Here is a 22,966-nt window from a genome sequence, read left to right on the forward strand (position 1 = left end):
GTCCCATGCCCAGTATCCAGTACCAGGCCGGACCACCGTCCGCATCTCCCTTCCAAATCACAATGTCAAAGAGCAAATCAGCGGGCCATTTTATCCAACCGGATCAACCGGCTCGCTGCACCTTCGGTTCGTTTCGCGTCGCGTTCGCTTCGGCGTTGCGCCCCGTCGGTGGAGGCGGGTTATAGGGGTGGTTCCGCACCCTGTAAACACCTTTTTTGCATTTTCATGAAGAAAACAGAAAACACTGGTTTGGAGCCCGTTTTGACACACAAAATGTTGTAGACGAGCACCCAAGAGCAACAATATTGCATGAGGCCGGTTTACAGGCGGTTAATCGCCCGTATTGACCGCTTTTGCGTCCTCGATCTTCCGGTTTGCGAGGCCCTTTTCCCGCCATTCATCGATCTGGCGGCCCGCCAGTTCCTCAAGAGGATTGGCTACAAGCGAGGCCAGCGCCTCGGATCCCGGCGTGATGAAGGCATTGCCAGCAGTAGAAACGATGCCGCCTGTATAGGCGCCGCCGCTTTCGGGCTTCGCATACGGTGTGTGCCGGAAGGCGGCGGCAAGGTCGGCCCAGCTCATTCCCTTATAGGCGGGGCCGAGCGCATCGCCGGGGGTAGCCGGCAGCGTGCGGGCGCGGGACACCATCTTCTGGTCTTCCCCCACCATGGCGCGGGCGACCTGACCGAGGAAGAAACGATTCTCATAGTCGCTCATCCCCGCGCCCGGCGTACCGCGGCGAATGGCGGCAAGCACCCAGTCGGCCATGCTGACGACGGCGCCGTCTTCCAGCACTATATAGGTGTCTTCGATACCGAGGGTCGGCATCCCGTCAGGCGAAGCCGGGGCCTGCGGCCGCTCTGCGCCACGCGGATAGACGGGTACCACGAGCGGGGCGGCCCCTTCGTCGGGCGGATTGTCCGCTGCATCATCGGCCAGCACACGGCCAAGGCCCCACAGGGAAACGCCGAACAGAAGGCCCCATGCACCGAGCCGCATGATCAGGGGCGTGCGGCGCAGGGGAAGGTCTTGCTGTCGTGACACCGGGTTTGGCACGGGTCGTTTCCTTTATAGCTTCCCTCTCCGGGGAACGCGGCTTATCATAGAGAGGACATTTATTTCTGTAAAACAATAATTTTGCGAGCCGTGAAATGCCCGAAACCCCGGACATCCGCCCCGAAAACCCCAGGCCCGCCCGCGATTCCCTTTATCGCTGGACCATGGGGGCGATCTGGTTCCTTCTTGTCACCATGCCGCTTGCCAACCTGTGGTTCTGGATCGATCCGGCCTCTTTCCCCGGCCCCGGCATAGCCGAGGCACGCCAGTATGCACCGGAAACACTGGGCGCACCGCAACGAATCGCCGGCTTCCTGATCACCAGCCTGTCACTTGCCGCCATCCTCAGTGCCATGTGGCACATCAAGCATCTGATCCAGGCGTTCGAGGCCGGGCTCTTCTTTGCCGAAGAAACCGTGTCGCGCACCAATCGGGCCGCCCGCATGCTCTTCCTCTATATAGGGGTGGCGCTCATCAGCCAGCCGATGCTTTCGGTGGCGCTTACCTTTCACAAGGCACCGGGCACGCGGGAGCTGACCCTCACCATCGGCGATTCGGGGGAATGGGTCGGGCTTCTGGTGGCGCTTGTCCTCCTCTTCTTTGCCCGTGCGCTTGAGGCCGCCCGCCGCCAGAGCGACGAACTGGCCGAAATCATATAAGGAGGACAGTCATGCCCATTACCGTCCGCCTTGACCTGATGCTGGCCCGGCGCAAGATGAAATCCAAGGATCTCGCCACCCTCATCGGCATCACCGAAGCGAATCTCAGCCTCCTGAAATCCGGCAAGGTGAAGGGTATCCGCTTCTCGACGCTCGAGGCGATTTGTGCCCATCTGGAGTGCCAACCCGGCGATATCCTTGAATATGAACCCTGAACAGGCTGAGATCACCGCCATGACACCCATCACAGAACGACTGAACAAGGTGGTGACCAAGCTCGGCCGCAAGGCCCGCAGCGAAGCCGCGCCCGCAAAACCCGCCTCGCCTCCCCCGGCGGCTGAACCGCGCAAGCCCAAGGTTGGCCTCGCGCTCGGCGCCGGTGTGGCGCGCGGCTGGGCGCATATCGGCATCGCCCGGCGCCTCGCCGATGAAGGGATCGAGGTTCATCATATTGCCGGCACCTCTATCGGCGCGGTGGTGGGCGGCGCCATCGCGGCGGACGGACTTGATTCGCTCGAAGATTGGGCCCGCAGCCTGAAATCCCAGAATTTCTTCCGATTCCTAGATCTGAAGATCGGCCGGGGCGGGCTCTTTGGCGGCACCCGGCTCAACAAGCTGATGGTGGAGAATTTTGGCGATCTCGACTTTTCCGTGCTGAAGCTGCCCTTCACGGCGGTCGCCTGCGAACTGAAGTCAGGACAGGAAATGTGGCTGACCGAGGGACGCATCTCTGATTCGATCCAGGCGAGCTTCGCGCTCCCCGGCGTATTCGAGCCCGTGAAGATCAACGGCCGCTGGCTGGTTGACGGGGCGCTTGTGAACCCCTGCCCTGTTTCGGTGTGCCGTGCCGCCGGCTGCGACATGGTGATTGCCGTCAATCTGGCCGAGGATCTGTACGGCCGCCGCCGCGCCACCAAAGCCGGTGCACTGGTGGTGCGGGAGGCGGAAGAAGACGACAGCGATTTCGGCGTCTTTGCCGATATCATGGCGAGCCCGAGCGTTGTGGGCCGCAAGCTCGGCAGTGACGTCTTCCAGAAGCTTTTCAGCCGCAAGGACGACGCACCTTCGCTGTTCACCAACATGGTGGCGAGCCTGAATGTGATGCAGAACCGGCTCAGCCGCTCGCGCCTTGCGGGCGACCCGCCGGAAGTGACCATCGCACCGCTTGTCGGCCATGTCGGCCTGTTGGAGTTTCACCGCGCGGATGAGCTTATAGAAGAAGGCGCGCGAGCCTTCGATGCGCAGCTCGCCCATATCCGGGACGTGCATGCCATCATCAATCACCGCCTGAACGCCTGAGGCCGGAGACACAAAAGGCGGCCCGCGCCGCCTTTCCTCTCCCCCGTCCTTTCACGCCGTCGCGATATATTCCTTCAGCGCGTCGGCTTCCTGCTGGGTTTCCTGCAGGCGTTCCTTCACTACGTCACCCACCGAAACGATGCCGATCAGCTTGCCGTCTTCCACCACAGGCACGTGGCGGATGCGGCGTTCGGTCATCATTTCCATCAGGTGATGAAGCGTGGCTTCGCCGGTGCAGGTGGCAACAGACCGGGTCATCAGCGTATCGACCGCGTCATCAAGGACCGCCGCCCCGCGGATTGCGAGTCCCCTGACCACATCGCGTTCCGACACGATGCCGACAAGCCGGCCCTTGTCCATCACCGGGACCGCCCCGATGCGTCGCTCGCCAAAAACCTTGGAAACTTCGGACACTTTGCAGCCCGGCGCCACGAAGACAACTTCGGACCCCTTGGAGCCGAGAATCTGTTTGACGTTCATACAAACCTCCCGATTGCGTACCCTTGCGGGCCATACTCCCCGCCCGTCATTATGCCGTGACTTTTCGTCGCGGCAAAGGATCATGGCATGCAATCGGGCGATTCGTGTGGCATCACAGGGTCGGGCAAGCGCCCCGAGACATGAAAGGAGCCAGGAATCATGCTCGCCAAAATCGCCCTCGTTGTAATTCTAACCGCGATTCTCGCCGCTGCCGGCGCATGGTCGTTCGATGTGGTCTCGTCGCTGCAAGGCGGCGCGGGCCTCAGTACGCACGGCTATATCGCCGCCGGCCTAGGCATTTTCTTTTCCTGCCTGATCGGGTTTGGCCTGATGGCGCTTCTTTTCTATAGTGCGCGTCACGGCCACGACGAGGCGTCCCACAAATACGACCTCTCGTCCGACGAGACGGCAGGCCCCGATGCCCGCCGCGACTTCACGAACAAGGGGGATGAAGACCGATGAGCAAGTTCGAAACGCTGTCCGATTTCTGGGCCCTTGTGGTCGAAGTCTGGAATCAGGGCGCGTTCGGATATGATGTCGGCACCATCCTCACAGCGCTTGGTGTCTTCCTCCTGTTCATGGCCTTTCGGGGTCTCTTCACCCGGTTCGTCCTGTCGCGCCTGCATGGTTGGGCGGAGAAAACAACCAATGAAGTGGACGATGCCGTTGTCGACGCGCTGAAACCGCCGATTCGGTTCATCCCTGTCGTGATGGGTATCTTCTTCGCCCTCAGCATCTTCGAATTTGAAGGCGATGGACTGGAGCTTGCGGGACTCATCAACCGCACGCTCGTTGTCTTCACGCTCTTCTGGATTCTCTACAGCCTTTCGAAGCCGCTTGGCGACCTGATGCAGAAGGGCGCCAATTTCCTGACCTCCGAAATGATCGAATGGGTGGCAAAAGCGCTCAGGATCGCCTTCGTGCTGATCGGCGCCGCCGCCATCCTCGAAATCTGGGGGATCGAGGTCGGCCCGCTGATTGCCGGGCTTGGCCTTTTCGGCGTTGCCGTGGCGCTTGGTGCGCAGGATCTGTTCAAAAACCTGATCGCCGGGCTTTTCGTGATCGGGGAGCGCCGCCTGCATATAGGCGACTGGATCCTTGTGGACGGCGTGGTGGAAGGCACGGTCGAATCGGTCGGTTTCCGCACCACCATGGTCCGCCGGTTCGACAAGGCACCGGTTTATGTGCCGAACACCAAGCTCGCGGATAGTGCGCTCATCAACTTCAGCCGGATGACCTATCGCCGCATCAGCTGGAACATCGGCCTCACTTACGACACCACAGCAGCGCAATTGCGCGCGATCCGCGATGAGATCGCCGGCTACATCGAATCCAACGATGATTTCGTGAAGCCGATCGAAACGGCGACAATGGTCCGGATCGACAAATTCTCGGCCAGCTCGATCGATCTCTTCCTCTATTGCTTCACCCGCACCACCGACTGGCTGGAATGGCTGGCGGTGAAGGAAGAACTGCTTTTGAAGGTCAAGGAAATCGTCGAGGAAAACGGCGCCAGCTTCGCTTTCCCGAGCCAGTCCATCTATGTTGAAACACTGCCGGGCGATGCCATGGACCGCGGTAAGGACTGATTCCGGCATTTGCCATCGGACGAACACTGGGCTAGGAAAAAGTCATCAATCTCCCGCAAACGAGGCTTGTTCCGATGACTGACACGATGCAGCTGACCCTGCGCACCGCGCCCCGCACCGCCGATCTGAATATCAACGGCAACATTTTCGGGGGCTGGGTTCTTTCGCAGATGGATATCGCCGGCGGTATTGTCGCCGCACGCCGCGCCGGTGGCCGCGTTGCCACCGTTGCCGTCGAGGGCATGAAGTTCCACCGCCCCATCGAACTTGGTGACGTGGTCAATATCCACACCCGCATCGAAAAGGTGGGGCGGACCTCGATCAACGTGTTTCTGGAAGTGACGGCCGACCGGGGCACCATCGGCAACGAAACGATCCTTGTCACCTCCGGCCACTATATCTTTGTGGCTGTGGACGACAAAGGCCAGCCGCGCCCCGTCGACCAGCCGTGAGGCGACCTTAGGGCTGCGGTGTTTCGGCCTGTGGCTCACCCACCGGGATATTGGCCTTTTCAATCTCGGCCGCACACATCTTGGCGATATCATCGAGTAGTGTGCGGTTGGTGTCGCTCACTTCATTCTTGCTGAGCTCGACCGAGAGGCTCAGATATTTGTCCATATCCAGCCGGTTTTTGAACTCCCGGACCGTGCAATCGCACAGCGGCTTGCAGGTCGCTTCACCGTAACCCGGCACGCAACCCTTCATGCAGCGCTGCTGGTCGACGGCGAGAAGATCCTCCGGAATGGGGGCTGCCATCGCCGACGTACCGGCCGCCACAAGACCCGCAAAGGCGAGCGAACGCAGGGCACTTCCAAGGGTCATCACTTTCATCGCAGCCGGTCCTTCTCTCTCAACCGTGATACAGCCCCTCTCGACAAGCCGTCGGGGCTCCACCATATATGGGCACGCATCCTGTTCAGAGAAGAGGACAAAAAGATGGCAATTGCAACATTTGGCGCCGGTTGTTTCTGGGGCGTGGAAGAATTGTTCCGTACCACCCACGGCGTCAGCGACACCGAAGTGGGCTATATGGGTGGCTCCACCGAGAAGCCGACCTATGAAGAAGTCTGCACAGACAAGACCGGCCACGCCGAGGTCGTGCAGGTTGAATTCGATCCCGACCTCATCAGTTACGGCGAGCTTGTCGATATCTTCTTCGACAATCACAACCCAACCGAACTGAACCGTCAGGGACCGGACGAAGGCACCCAGTACCGGTCGGCGATCTTCTATCATGACGACGCACAGAAGAAGATCGGCGAAGAAAAGAAGGCAGCCCTTGCCGCCTCAGGCCGTTTCAAGAAACCGGTCGTGACCGAAGTGACGAAAGCCCAGACCTTCTGGCCGGCTGAAGATTATCACCAGGAATATCTGGCAAAGCGCGGCCTCAGCCACTGCCACATCTGAGGCGGGCTGAAAATTCAGAGATCTAAGACGAGCGGCCGAACTTGCCGCTCGATCCATTTATGGAGGTCGAGTGTAGCAGGCGCCAGCGTGCGGGCGCGCTCGAGCGCTTCTTCGGCTTCCTTCTCGTGGCCTTCAAGGGCTGCGAGATAGCCCGCATAAAGCGCCCAGCCCTCGAAAAAGTCGGGCTCCAGCTGCAGCGCGCGGTCAAAAGCCTGCTCCACAAGCCCGCGGTCCGCGTCGGTCAGATACAGGAAGCGCGCATAGGCCGCCCATGCGGCGCCATTATCGGGATCGATTTCAAGCGCGCGTTCGAAATGTTCCCGCGCCGCCCGTGTACGTCCCTGCACCAGCCGGATAAGACCGAGGTCGAGATCGATGCTCTTGCAGCTCGCATCCAGTTGCTGCGCACGGAGAAGCGATTCCTCCGCCGCCTCAAGGTCCGCGACATCATAAAGCAGGAATTCGCCCAGCTCATGCCACGCGAAATGGTCGTCCGGCGCCACATTGACGGCACGGCGCAACAGCGTCTCGATATCGGCTTCATCGCCGCCCGTCAGGCGCAGCACCCGGCCAGCCATCGAAAGTGCATAGCCACTTTCCTCATCAAGCTCGATCAGACGAGCCGCCTCGTCGGCCACGATGTCAGCGCGGTGCAGGTGATAGAGGCCAAGCCAGACAATATCGTAAAGCGCGCTCACATGATTGGGCGCGAACTCCAGCACCTTCGATAGCGGTTCCCACGCCAGATGCGCGGTTGCGTCTTCGCCCAGATAGTAACGTGCCAGCTGGTGCCACGCCCATGAATAGTCCGGACTGATCGTCACGGCCCGCTTGAAGCAAACCTCGGCCGCCGCCCGCGTTTCCGTATTCTCGGCAAGGATCAGCCCCATATAGGCATTGGCCCAGTCGAACGCCGGATCGACCTTCAGGGCTTCGGCTACCCAGTCAACCGCGCGGGCGGAATCGCCCTTGGCCATGTGCCATGCCTGCGCCACATGGGTCAGCACCCACGCATTATCGGGCGCCACACGGGCCGCTTCTTCCAGAAGCTTGATGCCCTCGTCCGCCTTGTCCATATGCTCCCACAGGAGCCAACCAAGCCGGGTGAGCACGTCGTAATCGTCCGGCACTTCCACGAGCACTTCGCGGTAGGCGGCTTCAGCTTTTTTCGGGTCGCCAAGCGGCCCCTGCCACAGCATTGCCATGCGGCGAAGCGTCGCCGGGTCGCCGGCCTCCACCGCCAGAACCTTCTGGAAATACTGAAGTGCGCGGCGCGGCTTCGCCATCTGCTCCTCATAAAGCGAGGCCAGATTGAACAGGGCCGGTACGTCGGCGGGTTCCAGTTCCAGCGCCTTCAGGAAGGCTTCTTCGGCTTCACTCGCCTTGTCGCCCATCAGGTAACGCACATAGCCAAGATGGAACCAAGCCCATTGATAGTCCGGCCAGATGCGCACAGCTTCCATGAGCGACGCTTCGGAAGCATCGAGATCTTCGCTCTGTCGGTAAAGCGTCCAGCCGAGCCAGCCGTGATAATAGGGCTCGCTGCCATCAAGACTGATGGCGTGCCGTAGCAGCGACTGGCCTTCTTCCACACGGCCCAGAAAATCGGCGAGCATGATGCCGAGCTTGCCCCATGCCCAGTCGTCGAACGGGTCTTCGTCCACGGCGCGGCGGTAAGCGGCTTCAGCGCCTTCAAAGTCCTGCAGGTTGACGCTCAGGTTATGGGCGTGTTGGGTCCAGGCCCAAGTATCGCTCGGGTCAATCGCGATCACGCGTTCCCAGTGGCCTTGGGCCGCCAGAAAATCACCATTCGTTTCAGCGGCGCGGGCGGCGGCGATCAGGGCTTCCTTGCCGTCTTCGCCCGCGAGCTGCGGCAGCACCAGATTGCGTTCGGGCCGGTCGCGGGTCGGCTGCACCGTGGGGCGGAACCCGAGGGCGGCCCGGCTTTCGCGCGCGCCCTGATTGGTCGGCTCCAGCTTCATGGCTTCGGAGAAGGCTTCGGCAGCCTCGCCCCGGCGCCCCGGCAAGGCCGACAGGACTTCGCCCAGCATATGCCATGCCTCGGGCGACTTGCGGTCGAGCGCGATCACGGCGCGCAAGGTGCGTTCCGCTTCTTCGATCTGCCCCGCGCCCGCCTGGCGCCTGCCAAGGTCAAGGAATTCGCGGACAGCCTGCTTGATGTCGATCAGGTCTGCCATAGGGTTTGCCGTTTATCCCCGCCCCGCGCAAAACACGAGTCAATTCTGACGGCAGGCCGCGCAAAGACCATGCAGTTCGACCGTCTGGCGACGGATCGAGAAGGCTGCGGGGCCGGCCGCCGCCATGATTGCCGCATCAAGGCCCGGTGATGTCACCTCGGCTACATTACCGCACGTATCGCAGATCAGGAACTGGCTGACATGCCTGTCGCCGGGGTGCGGGCAGCCGATGAAGGCATTGAGCGATTCGATCTTGTGAACAAAGCCTTCCTTCATCAGGAAATCGAGCGCGCGGTAAACGGTCGTCGGCTTCGGCGAGCCGGCCTCTGGCGGCAGCATGTCCAGGAGATCGTAGGCCTTCACCGCTTTGTGGCCCTGCCACACAAGCCGCAGCACCTGCCGGCGCAGTTCGGTGAAACGCTTGCCGCGCGCCGCACAAAGGCGCTCTGCCTCGGCAAGAGCGGTACCGATACAGGCGCGGTGGTCGTGTACGACAGCCTTGCCCATCAGGCGAGCCCGCTGCCCTTGGGCGCCAGATTGACGTGCCGGTGCAAGGCGGCGGAAAGGATCAGGCCATAGGCGATCAGCCATGTCATCATCGCCGATCCGCCGTAGGATACCATCGGCAGCGGTACACCCACCACCGGCAACAACCCCATCACCATGCCCACGTTGATGAGGACGTAGAAATAGAGCGTGCAGGAAAGGCCGACCGCCAAAAGCCGCCCATACTGGCTGCGGCTGCCGATGCCGGTGAGAAGACCGTAGGTCAGCACCACCATATAGAGGCCGAGGAGAATGATCCCGCCGACAAGGCCAAACTCTTCGGCGAGCACGGTATAGATGAAGTCGGTTTTCATCTCGGGCAGGAAGTTCAGCTGGCTTTGCGTGCCTTCCAGAAAGCCCTTGCCGGTAAGCCCGCCGGAGCCGAGCGCGATCTTGGACTGGGTGATCTGGTAGCCGGCGCCGAGCGGATCGGATTCAGGGTTGAGGAAAGTCAGCACCCGGTTCTTCTGATAGTCATGCAGGAACTGCCAGCCGACAGGCACAGCTGCAGCCACCGCAATCCCGGCTGACCAGAAGATCCATGCAGGCAGGCCGGCCAGAAAGAGGATGGCCACGCCGCCGCCCACAATCGTGATACTCGTCCCAAGGTCCGGCTGGATCACTACAAGGGACGCCGGGATCAGGATCAGCATTGCCGGGATGATCAGGCTCGTCAGGCGGCGGCTCTGGTAAAAGTCCCGCCCGTGAAAATAACGGGCAAGCGCCATCACAACGGCGATTTTCATCAGTTCGGAAGGCTGCACCCTCATGGGCCCGATATCGAGCCAGCGCTGCCCGCCCATGCCGACCGCGCCTGCAATCTCCACGGCGAGAAGCATGATCAGGCACGCAAACCACGCAGGATACGAAAGCGCCATCCATACCCGGATATCGACGACAGCAATCACTATCATCGCCACGAAAAGGATGCCGAAACGCTTCATCTGGGTCGAAGCCCACGGATCGAGGCTGCCACCGGCGACCGAATAAAGGATCGCAAAGCCGATGCAGGCAATCAGCACATTGACGAGAACCATGCTCCATGAAAGGCCCCGCAGCCGCTGCCACAGGGACTTGTTCACCCGGCTCGGGCCGAACATACGGGACGCGCCCCTCATGACACTTCCCCTTGCGGTCGCAGCATCGCGGGCACGGCGGCCACTTCCTCGCCCTCGCGCGGCACGGTGCCATTTTCAAGCTCGATCGCGCGGTCGATCAGCGCGCGGGCGATGGGCGCCGCAACTTTCGAGCCGCTGGACCCATGCTCGACCAGAATGCCCGCCGCATAGGTTGGCGCTTCAACGGGGCCATAGGCGATATAAAGCGCATGGTCGCGCATTTCCCACGGCAGGTCCTCGTTCTTGATCACGCCCGTCAGGCGTTCGGCGCGGGTGATGCGGCGCACCTGCGCAGTGCCGGTCTTGCCCGCCAGCTTCGCCTTGCCCTTGCCGCGTGAATAATCATGCGCGGTGCCGCCAACCTCGGTCACCATTTCAAGGCCGCGCCGGACGAGCGCCAGATTTTCGGGCTTCACCGGCAGGGTGCCGAACATGAAGTCACCGCCGAAGGGGCGTTGCTCGAGCGTCGGCTCAACCAGACGCCCCGATGCCAGCCGCGCCGTCATCACCGCAAGCTGCAGGGGCGTGGTGAGCATGGCGCCCTGCCCGATCGAGACATTGAGCGTTTCGCCAAGGTTCCAGCGCTGGCCAAGCACGGCGCGTTTCCAGGCGCGGTCCGGCACGAGACCCGGCTTTTCACCTTCAAGCCCGATATCGAGCGTGTGGCCAAGCCCGAAGTGACGCGCCATTTCGGCAATCTTGTCGATATCGAGCTTGTGGGCAACGTTATAGAAGAAAACATCGCAGCTTTTGGAAAGCGCTTGCGTGACATTCACGCGCCCGTGGCCGCGCCGCAGGTGGCAGTGGAAAACATGGTCACCGAGCGGATGCCTGCCGTTGCAGAAAAACTCGGTCTCTTCGGTGATCACCCCGGCCTCCAAGGCGGCGAGCGCCACCACCGATTTGAAGGTGGAGCCCGGCGGATATTGACCGGTAAGGCATTTGTTCAGAAGCGGCTTGCGCTGGTCGTTCATCAGCGCCGACCAGTTGGCCTGACTGATGCCAAGCGCGAAATCGTTGGGGTCGAAGCTCGGGCTCGAGGCAAGGGTGACAATCTCGCCCGTGCGGATATCGATGACAACCGCCCCTGCCGAATGCTCGCCCATCACTTCGGCAGCCAGATTCTGCAGCTCCAGATCGACCGAAAGATGGATATCCTCGCCCGGCGTGGCCTCCTGCCGCCCCGGCAGTTCGCGGATTTCGCGGCCGACCGAGTTGACCTCCACCCTGCGGGTGCCGGCGGTGCCGCGCAGGCGGGTTTCATACTGGCGCTCCAGCCCCTGACGGCCGATCTTGAAGCCCGGCAATTGGTACAATGGATTGTCGCCAATCTCGTCTTCACCGGCCGTTGAAAGATAGCCCACAAGATGCGCGACACTCGGCCCTGCGGGATAGGCGCGCGACATGCCGGAATCCGGCACCACGCCCGGCAGTTCAGGGATGGAAACATTGACGCGCGAGAAGGTTTCCCAATTGAGGCCCTGGGCGACCGTCACCGGCAAGAAGCGCCGCTGGCGCTTGATCTGGCGCAGGAGCCTTGCGGTATCGCGGTCATCAAGCTGGACGATCCGGCCAAGCCGGTCCAGCGTCAGTGCCACGTTGCCGGCCTGTTCCGGCACCAGAAAGACGCGGAAATCCTGCCGGTTGGTGGCGAGCTCCCGACCCCGCGCATCCAGAATGCGCCCCCGCACCGGTGGGATGAGGCGCAAGGAGACCCGATTCTTGTCGGCCCGCACCCGGTATTCGTCGCCCTGCACCACGCCCAGATAATAGAGCCGCGCACCAAGGGCGGCGAACCCCAGAAACTGGGCCCCCGCCACCATGAAGGCGCGGCGGCTGAACAACTGATACCTTAATCCTTCGCGTGCCATGACTTCCTACATCACGGACCGGCGTATCCGGCCAAACACAAGGGCCAGCGGTCCGAACGAGACGGCGGTGACCGCCCATTGCGTCAGGATCGGCACAAGCGGCCACAGATCACCCCTGACAATCGATGTCACGGCCCAGGCAATGGCATAGAGCGCAAACGACAGGCCGGTGAACACGGCCCAATATACGATACGACTGCGCCCTTTGTAATGCTTCAGCTGATTGAGGACGAAAAATCGTGTCAGCACCAAGAGCCCGATATTGAGGCCCATCGGCACATCAAGCCAGAGATCGAGGAAGAAACCGATCAGCGCACAGGCGCCGTATGGCATCAAGAGCGGTCGCGACGACAGCCAGTAGAAGGCCGATGCCAGCGCCAGATGCGGAACCGTCACATTGGCTGCACTGGTGCCAAGCGGCAGCAACATGATGAAGGCGCAGATGAAGGTGATGATGACCGGCAGATAGCCCGATAGGCCGAACCGGGAAAGCGTGGGGCGGCGGAAGGTCACTCGGTCGCCTCCGCTTGCGTGGCTGGCGCCTTTTCAAGCGGCACAAGGGGTTCGGGCTCGGTTTCAGGTGTCAGCGGCACATAGGCCAGCACCTTCACGAAATCCAGCCGGTCGAGCAGGCTTTCAGGCTCCACGATCACCGCGTCCTCGCGCACCTCGACAATCCGGCCGATCGGCAGGTCCGGCGGGAAGATGCCGCCGTGGCCGGAGGTCAGCACCCGTGTGCCCACCTTGATCTCGGTGCCCATCGGCACATAGTTCAGGCGCAGTTCGCGGCTGTTCTGGCCTTCGATGATCGCCAGCGCGCCGCTGTCTTCAAGCCGCACCGGAATGCGGCTGTTGATGTCGGTCACCAGCAGCACGCGGCTTGACAGGCGGCCCACCTGAATGGTGCGGCCCACCACACCGGTAGCGTCAACGACCGGCAGGTTGAGCGCGACGCCGTCGCCGGTGCCGACATTCAGTACCACGTTGCGCTCAAACGCGCCGCCGCCCACGCCGATCACACGGCCGGTTGCCACCGTCGGCACCGTGCGGCCCGGCGCATCAAGAAGGTCGCGCAGCTCGTCATTCTCGCGGGTGAGCTTGAGGGCTGCATCGCGCCACTCGCGCATCATCTCGTTCTCTTTGCGGAGCTTTTCATTCTCGAGATAGATGTCCGAAACACCCGCCAGCCGTTCAAGCCCCGCCTGTGTGCCGCGGATGGGGCGCTCGAGGATATCCAGAAGCGGCGCCACGATATCGGATGCCATCGCCCGAATACGCACGGGGATACCGAGCCCCGAAGCGTCCAGCACCAGAAGTGTCACCGATAGCGCCATATAGATATAGAACGGCCAGCGCCCGCGACTGCCCCGAACCGTCGGGGTGGCCGCAGCGGGGGCAGAGCGTCGTTCGCCGGGAAAAAGTATGCGGGTATTCAGCGGTCAGCCTCCTTCGTCCGCATCTTTCTGAAAAGCGGTCCGGGGATCAGTAGCTTTCGGTCAGAACCTGACGGAGGAATTCATCCTCCAGCGCGCGGCCGGTGCCAAGCGCTACGCAGGTGAGCGCCTCGTCGGCCACCGAAACCGGCAAGCCGGTCGCACGGCGGATCACCGTATCCAGATCCTTGAGGAGCGCGCCGCCACCAGTCATCACGATACCACGGTCGACAATGTCAGCCGCGAGTTCGGGGGCAGTCTGTTCCAGCGCCACCTTCACACCTTCGACGATGGCGGACACGGGTTCCGACAGAGCTTCGGCGATCTGGGCCTGATTGATTTCCATTTCCTTCGGCACGCCGTTCATCAGGTCGCGGCCGCGGATCATCATGGTCTGGCCAACGCCGTCCTCGGGGATAAGCGCGGTGCCGATTTCCTTCTTGATCTTCTCGGCCGTGGCTTCGCCGATCAGGAGGTTATGGTTGCGGCGGGTGTAGCCGATAATGGCTTCATCCATCTTGTCGCCGCCCACGCGCACGCTGGTGGCATAGACGATGCCGGAAAGCGACAGAACGGCCACCTCGGTGGTGCCCCCGCCGATATCGACAACCATCGAACCTTGCGGCTCGGTGACCGGGAGGCCGGCGCCGATGGCGGCAGCCATGGGCTCTTCGATCAGATAGACCTTGCGGGCGCCAGCCTGCTCGGCCGATTCCTGAATGGCCTTGCGTTCAACGGCGGTCGAACCCGACGGTACACAAACCACGATCTGGGGGCTCGCGAACGAGCGATTATGCACTTTCTGGATGAAATGCTTGATCATCTGTTCAGCGACATGGAAATCGGCGATCACGCCATCGCGCAGTGGCCGGATGGCCTGAATGCCCGAAGGGGTACGGCCCAGCATCAGCTTCGCTTCATCACCAACGGCCAGAACCCTGTCCCGCCCGCCTTCGCTCTTGATCGCCACAACTGACGGTTCATTGAGGACGATACCGCGTCCCTTGACATAGACAAGCGTGTTCGCCGTGCCGAGATCGATTGCCATATCCGACGAGAACATGCCGAGAAGCTTGGATAGCATAGTGGCCCCTTAATTCATAACCCTGCCGCCCGTGCGGCACCTCGCCCTCCACGAGTACAGGCGAGTCCTGAATGCCGGTTATGGGACAGAAGACGCCGCGATACAAGGGCTGTGACGCGTCTTTTGGCGCTGGAATATGTTTTATTCAGGGCGGGGCCATTCACTGCCCCGGATTGGAACATAATGCATCCGAAACGAAGGCCGCCGCCTTGCATTGCTGCAAAGCGGCGGCCGGATAGACGTCTGCCTTCAATATCAGAATTTGAAGATCAGGCCGCCGGTCATCTGCCAGTCGTTGAGGTCTGCACCGTCAACCGACTCGTAGTTGGTGCGGATGGCCTGGGCGCGCAGGCTGATATTCTGGGTCAGCGCCTGTTCAACGCCGCCGCCCCAGCGGAAAGCGTCGCCGCTATCTGTTTCCGAGCTGTTGACCGAACCGGTCAGCACGGCGCGAGCGCGCGCACGGGTATAGCCCGCCTTACCATAGAACAGGGTGTTCGGAAGAGCCGCCGGCACATAGCCGACAACGCCGTCGATGCCATATTGTTCTTTGGCGCTAAGGGTTGCCGTATCGTCGCCGTCGGTGAGGGTCAGATCGAAGTCGGGCTTCGAGATACGGCCTTCAAGGCCGAGCACGAGGCCGGAGTTGAACTGCTTCCGCCAGCCGGCGAAACCACCATAAACAAGACCGCTGTCGTCGAAGGAAACTTCCGCGTCGCCGGCATCGATATCGAGGCTGAAATCGGAATAGCCGATTTCACCGCCAAGGTAGAAACCATCGAACGGCTTCTCGTCTGCCGCCATGGCAGGCGCAGCAGCAACTGCCAGCATCGAAAGCGAAAGGATCGTTTTATTGAGCATCATAATGCCACCTTTTTTCTGTACATTTACGCGCCCGGCTTGGGGACCGGGCCGTGTATCTACTAGCGACGCCGCAACCGGTGACAATCCACATTAAAGTGACTGAGCGGTGAGGCGCCGGGAGCGAGAAATCGGCTCCGATTGTGGCTGAGATGTGGCAGACGCGCGGCAAAAGAATGTATCGTCACAAATGTGAAACCATCACCATAAACGACTGATATAGAAACAGAACTTTCGCTGGCCTTGCTGCATGAAGTGCCGGTGTGTGTGCCAGAATCAATGCCGCCGCCCCGGCATGCGGCGAGGCGGCGGCGATAGGCTTTCAGGGCGTGATCAGAACTTGAACAGAAGGCCTGCCGTTACCTGCCAGTCCTTCAAATCAATGTTATCAACCGTGTCATAGTTGGTGCGCACGGCCTGTGCCCTAAGGCTTATATTCTGCGACAGCGACTGTTCGATGCCGCCACCCCAGCGGAAGGCATCAGTGCCGTCCGTTTCGGTCTCGCCGCCCGGGAAGGTCATCCGAGAGCGGGCACGTGTGTAACCGGCCTTACCGAAAAACAGTGTATTCGGCATCACGCCCGGCACAAAGCCAACAACGCCATCAATGCCATATTGCATACGCGGCTCAAGGGAGACGACATCGGCACCATCTGTCAGGCTCAGGTTAAAGTCAGGCTCGGCGATACGGCCTTCAACGCCGAGCACCAGCCCGGAATCGAATTGTGAGCGCGCACCGATAACGCCGCCATAAATCATGCCGCTATCATCAAAAGATACCGCCTCATCACCCGGTTCAAGCTCGAGATCGAAGTCGGACCGGCCGATTTCACCGCCGATGTAGAAACCATCGAACGGCTTCTCCTGCGCCAGCACGGGCCCGGAAACCATCGCCATCACGGGCACTAAAAGGATCGTTTTACTGAGCATCATTTTGCCTCCTTCATTCTGTTTTCAGACTATGGATGCACCGGCATATGGCCCGTGATGCTGTCGTCCATACGGGCCGAACCGATGGAAAGCCTGAGCCGCCAATGCGGCGATGAAGTGGAGAAAACGTGCCGGAATGTGACCGTTATGCGGCGATTTGCCCAAAAGAAAAGGGCCCCGGCAAAGCGGAGCCCTTCCCTAAAACCTTGATCCCGTTGACGATCAGCTGGCAACCATCGGCTGGGGGGCCGTCTTCTGGCGCTTCAGCGTCAGCTTGTTGACCGCCGACACATAGGCGCGCGCTGCCGCCGTAACGGTATCTTCATGGGCGCCCTGTCCGTTCACGGTGCGGCCATCTTCCTCAAGCCGGACGGTACATTCGGCCTGCGCGTCGGTGCCTTGCGTCACCGCGTGCACCTGGAAAAGCTGCAGGTGCGGATCGAATCCGATGATCTGCTTGATGGCGTTGAAGGCCGCGTCCACAGGGCCCGAGCCATAGGTGACGACCGAGACTTCCTCGCCGTCCACCCGCAACGTCATGTCCGATACTGCCCGGCCGTTCGAGGACGAATGCGTGTAAACGCTGACCACCTGGATGCGGTTTTCGCTCGTCGCCACTTCGTCGTCCACAAGCGCAACGATATCCTCGTCATAAATCTGCTTCTTGCGGTCGCCAAGTTCCTTGAAGCGACGGAAGCATTCCTGAAAGGCATTGTCGCCAAGCTCGTAGCCAAGCTCGCGCAGCTTGTCAGCAAAGGCATGGCGACCGGAGTGCTTGCCCATGACGAGCGAGGATTTATTGAGGCCCACCGATTCCGGGGTCATGATCTCGTAGGTTTCGGCATTTTTGAGAACGCCGTCCTGATGGATGCCGCTTTCATGCGCAAAGGCGTTGGCGCCGACGATGGCCTTGTTGTTCTGCACAGCAAAGCCCGTGACGGTGGAAACCAGCCGGCTGATCCGCATGATCTCGGTCGTCTCGATATTGGTGTACCAGGGCATCACATCGTGGCGGGTACGCAGCGCCATGACGATCTCTTCCATCGCCGCGTTGCCCGCGCGCTCGCCGATACCGTTGATGGTGCATTCGATCTGGCGCGCGCCGCCTGCAACACCCGCGAGGCTGTTGGCGACCGCGAGGCCGAGGTCATTGTGGCAGTGGGTCGAGAAGATCGCCTTGTCGCTGTTCGGCACACGCTCGATCACCGTGCGGAACATGCGTTCATATTCTGCCGGTGTGGCATAGCCGACCGTGTCCGGCAGGTTGATGGTGGTGGCGCCCGCCTTGATGGCGGCTTCAACCGCGCGGCACAGGAAATCGATTTCCGAGCGCGTGGCGTCCTCGGCCGACCATTCCACATCGCCGATCTTGCTGCGGGCATGGCTCACCGACCGGTGAATGGCTTCGAGCACTGCTTCGGGTTCCATCTGCAACTTGACGCGCATGTGCAGAGGGCTCGTGGCAATGAAGGTGTGGATACGGCCGCTTCTGGCCTGACGAAGCGCTTCGGCAGCGCGGTCGATATCGGCTGTGGCGGCACGCGCCAGCGAACAGACGGTGGAATTCTTGATCTGGGCCGCGATCTTCGAGACGGATTCGAAGTCGCCGTTGGAGGCAATGGCAAAGCCTGCCTCAATGATATCCACCTTCATCGCCTCAAGGACTTCGGCGATACGGATTTTTTCCTCCAGCGTCATCGAGGCGCCGGGGGATTGTTCACCATCACGCAATGTGGTGTCGAAAATTCGGATTCGGTTTGCGTCGTTACCTGACATGGGTTTCATCCCGCTTACATGAATGCATATGAACGAATGAAACGGCGCCGATGGACGCCCTTTTCGGGGTCAGCGGTCCGTTTCTGTATGGCGATGGTCCCTTAAGCATCGGGCGCGACTACCGCGCCTTCGCCTGCAATGCTCAAGGGCCAATAAGTCGCCCGGCCCCGGCGAGAATAAGCGCGATTAGGAGAAGCGGAAGGGTCATGGTCGCGATGCGAGCGTGCGTTGCCGCCTGCATCGTGCGGGAAATGGCGATCGCCTTTGCCTTTTTCCGCTGTTGAACCAATGGTCTTCCTTCGTTCGCGTTACGGGGCACTGGCCCCGGGCCTTTGCATCTTCATGCTTGCTTGGATCGAATCCAGCACAGAACATCAGGATTAGCAGATCGAAAGATGTTCGCAAAGCCAAAATTAGCGCAACTTCCTTGCTAAAAACTTAAGCGTTGCGACCGTTCCGGAAAGATTCTCTGATCGGATCAATCCTGATCCATGCAGGCCGTCCGGCTGCAAACCCTATCGTCATCGGGGTCCTCGTTGCTTTCAGGCAGTGGTGTTGTAACGGTCATCAGAGCGGCTTGCTGCTCGCGCTGCGTCAGCGGCTCCCTCAGCCCGTCCTTGATAAAGGGTTCAAAACTAAAACTCTCGCCCGGCTTCACCACGGGTTCCGCAAGGGCCTCGCCATCAGCAAGCCGGGTAAGCTCGAGAACGACCGGATTGGGCGACAGGCTCTGATTTGACCCCGTGGCAAGGTCCACAACGACACCGACAAGGCCACAGCATATGGCGAGATTACCCGCAAACAGGGCGACCCCGCCATCAACGTCCATCCCGGCAGAAAAGGTTACATTCACAGTCTGGTAGCCGGGGCGGCTGATACTGGCCACCACACCATGTTTCCGCCACATCTCGATACTGCAGGGCGTGGTACAAACCCGTCCGTTGGAAAGCGCGACCTCTGCCTTGCCGGGCTTGCTATCCAGCACCAGCGCTTCGTAAGGCCCACGGGTCGTTGAAGCGCAGCCCACAACAGCAAGTACTGAAAGCCCAACGGATACAATTTTAAATAGTTTCATTGTCACAATTCCTGCCAAAATCGAGATTATTCACTACCTATAATAGTGTTTTTGGTAAGGCAATCATTTAATGGCCGGCAGAGGCATCAAAGAAAACGGGGTGGAGCCATCGGCCCCACCCCAGTCCGCGACACTGTGCTATGGCAGCGTCTAAGGATCAGTCAAATCTTCAATCAGTTGCGCTCGCGGTCGACGAGCTTGCCTTCCTTCATCCACGGCATCAGCGAGCGCAGCTTGGCGCCCACTTCCTCGATCGGATGACGGGCCGCGAGGCCGCGATGTGCTTTCAGAACCGGGTTGCCGGCGGCGTTATCCAGCATGAAGTCCTTCACGAACTTGCCTTTCTGGATGTCGTCCAGAACGCGCTTCATCTCGGCTTTCGTTTCGGCGGTGATGATGCGCGGGCCGGTCGAATAGTCGCCGTATTCGGCGGTGTTCGAGATCGAGTAGCGCATGTTGGCGATGCCGCCTTCGTAAATCAGGTCGACGATCAGCTTGGTTTCATGAAGGCACTCGAAATAAGCCATCTCGGGCGCGTAACCCGCCTCAACCAGTGTTTCGAAGCCCGCCTTGATCAGTTCCGAGATACCGCCGCAAAGAACAGCCTGTTCGCCGAAGAGGTCGGTCTCGCACTCTTCGCGGAAGTTGGTCTCGATGATGCCGGCGCGGCCGCCACCATTGGCCGAAGCGTAAGCGAGGCAAAGGTCATGCGCCTTGCCGCTGACGTCCTGATGTACAGCAATGAGCGACGGCACGCCGCGGCCCTGCTGATACTGGTTGCGCACGGTGTGGCCGGGGCCCTTCGGGGCCACCATGATCACATCAAGGTCGGCGCGCGGCTCAATGAGGCCGAAATGGATGTTCAGGCCGTGCGCGAACATCAGCGCCGCGCCTTTTTTGAGGTTCGCGTGGATATCGTTCCGGTAGATAGCAGCCTGATGCTCATCGGGCGCCAGAACCATCATCATGTCCGATTCCTTGGCCGCATCGGCCACCGATTTCACGGTGAAGCCGGCAGCTTCGGCTTTCTTGGCGCTGCCCGAACCGGGGCGCAGGGCGACGATCACATTCTTGATGCCGCTGTCGCGCAGGTTCAGCGCGTGGGCATGACCCTGGCTGCCGTAACCGACAATCGCGATGGTCTTGTCCTTGATCAGGTTGATGTCGGCATCACTATCGAAATAAACACGCATTCTTCAGTATTCCTCGAGTTCTGGGGGAAATGGTCGGTTGTTATCAAAGGCCGTCGGCGCCGCGCGACAGGGCTGCCGCCCCGGTCCGCGCAACCTCGACAAGGCCAAGTTCGCTCATAAGCTCGACAAAAGCGTCGATCTTGTCGGCCGAGCCCGTAAGCTCGAACACGAAACTGGTTCTGGTGCTGTCCACCGTATTGGCACGGAAGGCATCGGCAAGCCGCAGCGCCTCAACGCGCTTCTCGCCCTCGCCCCGCACTTTCACGAGCGCCAGCTCGCGCGAGACGAATTTGCCGTCAACCGTCAGGTCCGCGACCTTGTGAACAGGCACAAGCCGGTCAAGCTGGGCCTTGATCTGCTCGATCACCATACGGGTGCCGGTGGTGACGACCGTGATGCGCGAGCGCTTGGCTTCGGCGTCCACGGAAGCCACGGTCAGGCTTTCGATATTGTAGCCACGGCCCGAAAACAGGCCAATCACGCGGGCAAGCACGCCCGCTTCGTTGTCCACGATCACGCTGATGGTGTGACGCGCAATGGTTCCCTGCTCTTGCATGGTGCTTTCCGCCTTTCTTTGAGGGGGTTCTGAGGGATTAAACAACAGCACGAGCTTCGTCCGAAGAAGGCTGCACGACGACATCGCCCGAGAGCAGCATTTCGTTATGCGCGGCACCCGCCGGCACCATGGGGAAGCAGTTCTCGATCTTCGAGACAAGGCAATCCACCATCACAGGGCCGTCGTGGTTGATCATTTCCAGGATCGCGGCGTCCAGGTCTTTGGGATCAGACACACGAATGCCCTTCCAGCCGTAAGCCTCGGCGAGCTTCACGAAATCAGGCAGCGCATCGGAATAGCTTTCCGAACGGCGGCCATCGTAGGTCAGGTCCTGCCACTGACGCACCATGCCCATGAATTCGTTATTCAGGATGAAGACCTTGACCGGCAGCTTGTACTGGTTGGCTGTCGACATTTCCTGAATATTCATCTGGATCGAGGCTTCACCGGCCACATCGATGCAAAGACGGTCCGGGAAGGCAACCTGCGCCCCGATGGCGGCCGGCAGGCCGTAGCCCATGGTGCCAAGGCCACCCGAGGTCAGCCAGCAGTTCGGCCGGTCAAACCCGAGGAACTGCGCCGCCCACATCTGGTGCTGGCCCACCTCGGTCGAGATCACCGGGTTCCTGTCGGCGGTCAGTGCCTGCAGGCGTTCGATCGCCTTCTGCGGCATGATCACATCGGTGCTGTCGGTGTAGGAGAGGCACTTCTTGGCGCGCCAATGAGCAATCTGTTTCCACCATGCATCGAGGGAGGGCTGGTGATCCTTGGCTTTCAGGTCGCGCCACAGGGTCACCATACGCTTCAGGACACTTGCCGCATCGCCCACAATCCCGACATCCACCGGGATATTCTTGTTGATGGACGACAGGTCGATATCGATCTGGATCTTCTTCGAGCCCGGCGAGAACGCGTCGGTGCGACCGGTCACCCGGTCATCGAAGCGTGCACCAACGGCCAGCATCACGTCACAGTCATGCATCGCATGGTTGGCTTCCCATGTGCCGTGCATGCCAAGCATGCCAAGGAATTGCTTGTCGGACGCCGGGAAGGCACCAAGGCCCATCAGGGTCGAGGTTACCGGAATGCCGGTTTCACGGGCGAAGGCAACCAGCAACTCGGAAGCCTCGGGCCCGGCGTTGATCACGCCGCCACCTGAATAGATGATCGGCCGCTCGGCTTTCGCCAGCAGGCGGATGGCATCGAGGATCTTTTCCTCATCCCCTTCAACCTGCGGCCGATAGGTACGGTGTGCCTTCTGACCCGAAAGCTTGTAGGGTGCCTTTTCGATCTGCACGTCTTTCGGCAGATCGATCACAACGGGGCCGGGGCGACCGTTCGTTGCCACATAGAAGGCTTCATAGATGATGTCCGGGATCAGCGCCGGATCCTTCACCAGATAGTTATGCTTGGTGCAAGGGCGCGTGATGCCAACGGTATCGGCTTCCTGGAAGGCATCGTTGCCGATCAGGTGGCGGGCGACCTGCCCGGTAAGGCAGACAACCGGAATGGAATCGAGAAGGGCGTCAGTCAGGCCCGTCACCGCGTTCGTGGCGCCAGGGCCGGAGGTCACCAGCACAACGCCGGGCTTACCGGTCGAACGGGCATAGCCTTCCGCCGCATGAACGGCGGCCTGCTCGTGCCGCACCAGAATGTGGCGAATGCTGTTCTGTTTGAAAATCTCGTCATAGATCGGCAGGACAGCGCCGCCCGGATACCCGAAAATGACCTCGACCCCTAGCTCACCAAGGGCCCGCATGATCATCTGGGCGCCGGAGAGCATTTCAGCGGTTTCAGCCGCCGCGGGGAGGATCTGGGTATCGGTCGTCGTCATT

24 protein-coding genes are annotated in these 22,966 nt (G+C 60.8%); 7 read left to right on the forward strand and 17 right to left on the reverse strand.

Features of this window, described 5'->3' with window-relative positions; genetic code table 11:
- Positions 1-330 precede the first annotated feature (330 nt).
- Positions 331-1,056 carry a hypothetical protein gene (locus tag OU694_RS14885; RefSeq protein WP_308911805.1) on the reverse strand — a complete coding sequence of 242 codons (726 nt, stop codon included), beginning with the start codon at positions 1,054-1,056 and terminating at the stop codon, positions 331-333.
- Between the two features lie 95 nt (positions 1,057-1,151).
- Between OU694_RS14885 and OU694_RS14890 the strand changes: the two genes are divergently transcribed.
- The 3 genes from OU694_RS14890 to OU694_RS14900 are packed head-to-tail and all read left to right on the forward strand — an operon-like array spanning position 1,152 to position 3,014.
- Complete coding sequence (locus OU694_RS14890; protein WP_308911806.1) at positions 1,152-1,715, forward strand: DUF2975 domain-containing protein; 564 nt, start codon at positions 1,152-1,154, stop codon at positions 1,713-1,715.
- A gap of 11 nt (positions 1,716-1,726) precedes the next feature.
- A complete protein-coding gene (locus OU694_RS14895) occupies positions 1,727-1,930 on the forward strand; it encodes a helix-turn-helix domain-containing protein (protein WP_308911807.1) in 204 nt (67 codons plus the stop codon).
- A 19-nt stretch (positions 1,931-1,949) separates the two neighbouring features.
- Entirely contained in the window at positions 1,950-3,014 is a 1,065-nt protein-coding gene (locus OU694_RS14900) for a patatin-like phospholipase family protein (protein ID WP_308911808.1), read from the forward strand.
- A gap of 51 nt (positions 3,015-3,065) precedes the next feature.
- On the opposite strand, the gene OU694_RS14905 is transcribed toward OU694_RS14900, so the two are convergent.
- On the reverse strand, positions 3,066-3,494 hold the full coding sequence (locus tag OU694_RS14905) for a CBS domain-containing protein (protein WP_308911809.1): 429 nt from the start codon (positions 3,492-3,494) through the stop codon (positions 3,066-3,068).
- 159 nt (positions 3,495-3,653) lie between these two features.
- Here OU694_RS14905 and OU694_RS14910 point away from each other — a divergent pair, with 159 nt between their 5' ends.
- The 3 genes from OU694_RS14910 to OU694_RS14920 all read left to right on the forward strand — a co-directional run bounded on the left by OU694_RS14910 (position 3,654) and on the right by OU694_RS14920 (position 5,535).
- Complete coding sequence (locus OU694_RS14910) at positions 3,654-3,956, forward strand: hypothetical protein (RefSeq protein ID WP_308911810.1); 303 nt, start codon at positions 3,654-3,656, stop codon at positions 3,954-3,956.
- Entirely contained in the window at positions 3,953-5,083 is a 1,131-nt protein-coding gene (locus OU694_RS14915; RefSeq protein WP_308911811.1) for a mechanosensitive ion channel family protein, read from the forward strand. The genes OU694_RS14910 and OU694_RS14915 overlap by 4 nt, the downstream gene beginning before the upstream one ends.
- 74 nt (positions 5,084-5,157) lie before the next feature.
- Positions 5,158-5,535: an acyl-CoA thioesterase gene (locus OU694_RS14920; RefSeq protein WP_308911812.1), complete on the forward strand. Its 378-nt coding sequence runs from the start codon at positions 5,158-5,160 to the stop codon at positions 5,533-5,535.
- A 7-nt stretch (positions 5,536-5,542) separates the two neighbouring features.
- Here OU694_RS14920 and OU694_RS14925 read toward each other — a convergent pair whose 3' ends face one another.
- Positions 5,543-5,914 carry a hypothetical protein gene (locus OU694_RS14925; RefSeq protein ID WP_308911813.1) on the reverse strand — a complete coding sequence of 124 codons (372 nt, stop codon included), beginning with the start codon at positions 5,912-5,914 and terminating at the stop codon, positions 5,543-5,545.
- Positions 5,915-6,019: 105 nt separating this feature from the next.
- Between OU694_RS14925 and msrA the strand changes: the two genes are divergently transcribed.
- Positions 6,020-6,490 carry a peptide-methionine (S)-S-oxide reductase MsrA gene (msrA, locus tag OU694_RS14930; protein WP_308911814.1) on the forward strand — a complete coding sequence of 157 codons (471 nt, stop codon included), beginning with the start codon at positions 6,020-6,022 and terminating at the stop codon, positions 6,488-6,490.
- 14 nt (positions 6,491-6,504) lie between these two features.
- Here msrA and OU694_RS14935 read toward each other — a convergent pair whose 3' ends face one another.
- The 14 genes from OU694_RS14935 to OU694_RS15000 all read right to left on the reverse strand — a co-directional run bounded on the left by OU694_RS14935 (position 6,505) and on the right by OU694_RS15000 (position 22,965).
- Positions 6,505-8,688, reverse strand: coding sequence for a tetratricopeptide repeat protein (locus OU694_RS14935; RefSeq protein WP_308911815.1), 2,184 nt, complete (start codon positions 8,686-8,688; stop codon positions 6,505-6,507).
- A gap of 39 nt (positions 8,689-8,727) precedes the next feature.
- On the reverse strand, positions 8,728-9,195 hold the full coding sequence (locus OU694_RS14940) for a transcriptional repressor (protein WP_308911816.1): 468 nt from the start codon (positions 9,193-9,195) through the stop codon (positions 8,728-8,730).
- Positions 9,195-10,352, reverse strand: coding sequence for a rod shape-determining protein RodA (gene rodA / locus OU694_RS14945; RefSeq protein WP_308911817.1), 1,158 nt, complete (start codon positions 10,350-10,352; stop codon positions 9,195-9,197). The genes OU694_RS14940 and rodA overlap by 1 nt, the downstream gene beginning before the upstream one ends.
- Positions 10,349-12,223: a penicillin-binding protein 2 gene (mrdA, locus tag OU694_RS14950; RefSeq protein WP_308911818.1), complete on the reverse strand. Its 1,875-nt coding sequence runs from the start codon at positions 12,221-12,223 to the stop codon at positions 10,349-10,351. The genes rodA and mrdA overlap by 4 nt, the downstream gene beginning before the upstream one ends.
- 6 nt (positions 12,224-12,229) lie before the next feature.
- Positions 12,230-12,736 (reverse strand): hypothetical protein, encoded by a 507-nt coding sequence (locus tag OU694_RS14955; RefSeq protein ID WP_308911819.1) that lies wholly within the window; start codon positions 12,734-12,736, stop codon positions 12,230-12,232.
- Positions 12,733-13,545 (reverse strand): rod shape-determining protein MreC, encoded by an 813-nt coding sequence (gene mreC, locus OU694_RS14960; protein ID WP_308911820.1) that lies wholly within the window; start codon positions 13,543-13,545, stop codon positions 12,733-12,735. Before mreC ends, OU694_RS14955 begins: the two co-directional genes overlap by 4 nt.
- A 160-nt stretch (positions 13,546-13,705) precedes the next feature.
- On the reverse strand, positions 13,706-14,740 hold the full coding sequence (locus OU694_RS14965; RefSeq protein ID WP_289503061.1) for a rod shape-determining protein: 1,035 nt from the start codon (positions 14,738-14,740) through the stop codon (positions 13,706-13,708).
- Positions 14,741-14,995: 255 nt separating this feature from the next.
- Positions 14,996-15,604, reverse strand: a complete 609-nt coding sequence (locus OU694_RS14970) for an outer membrane protein (RefSeq protein WP_308911821.1) — start codon at positions 15,602-15,604, stop codon at positions 14,996-14,998.
- Positions 15,605-15,934: 330 nt separating this feature from the next.
- A complete protein-coding gene (locus OU694_RS14975) occupies positions 15,935-16,534 on the reverse strand; it encodes a porin family protein (protein WP_308911822.1) in 600 nt (199 codons plus the stop codon).
- A gap of 219 nt (positions 16,535-16,753) precedes the next feature.
- The gene (locus tag OU694_RS14980) at positions 16,754-18,307 is read right to left on the reverse strand and encodes a 2-isopropylmalate synthase (protein WP_308911823.1); all 1,554 of its coding nucleotides are present in this window, start codon (positions 18,305-18,307) and stop codon (positions 16,754-16,756) included.
- Positions 18,308-18,785: 478 nt separating this feature from the next.
- Positions 18,786-19,382, reverse strand: a complete 597-nt coding sequence (locus OU694_RS14985) for a hypothetical protein (RefSeq protein WP_308911824.1) — start codon at positions 19,380-19,382, stop codon at positions 18,786-18,788.
- Between the two features lie 173 nt (positions 19,383-19,555).
- Positions 19,556-20,575: a ketol-acid reductoisomerase gene (gene ilvC, locus OU694_RS14990; RefSeq protein WP_308911825.1), complete on the reverse strand. Its 1,020-nt coding sequence runs from the start codon at positions 20,573-20,575 to the stop codon at positions 19,556-19,558.
- A gap of 43 nt (positions 20,576-20,618) precedes the next feature.
- Positions 20,619-21,131 carry an acetolactate synthase small subunit gene (gene ilvN, locus OU694_RS14995; RefSeq protein ID WP_308911826.1) on the reverse strand — a complete coding sequence of 171 codons (513 nt, stop codon included), beginning with the start codon at positions 21,129-21,131 and terminating at the stop codon, positions 20,619-20,621.
- A 37-nt stretch (positions 21,132-21,168) separates the two neighbouring features.
- On the reverse strand, positions 21,169-22,965 hold the full coding sequence (locus OU694_RS15000) for an acetolactate synthase 3 large subunit (RefSeq protein ID WP_308911827.1): 1,797 nt from the start codon (positions 22,963-22,965) through the stop codon (positions 21,169-21,171).
- Position 22,966 lies beyond the last annotated feature (1 nt).

Source organism: Pseudokordiimonas caeni, from assembly GCF_026719705.1.
Classification (GTDB): domain Bacteria; phylum Pseudomonadota; class Alphaproteobacteria; order Sphingomonadales; family Kordiimonadaceae; genus Gimibacter; species Gimibacter caeni.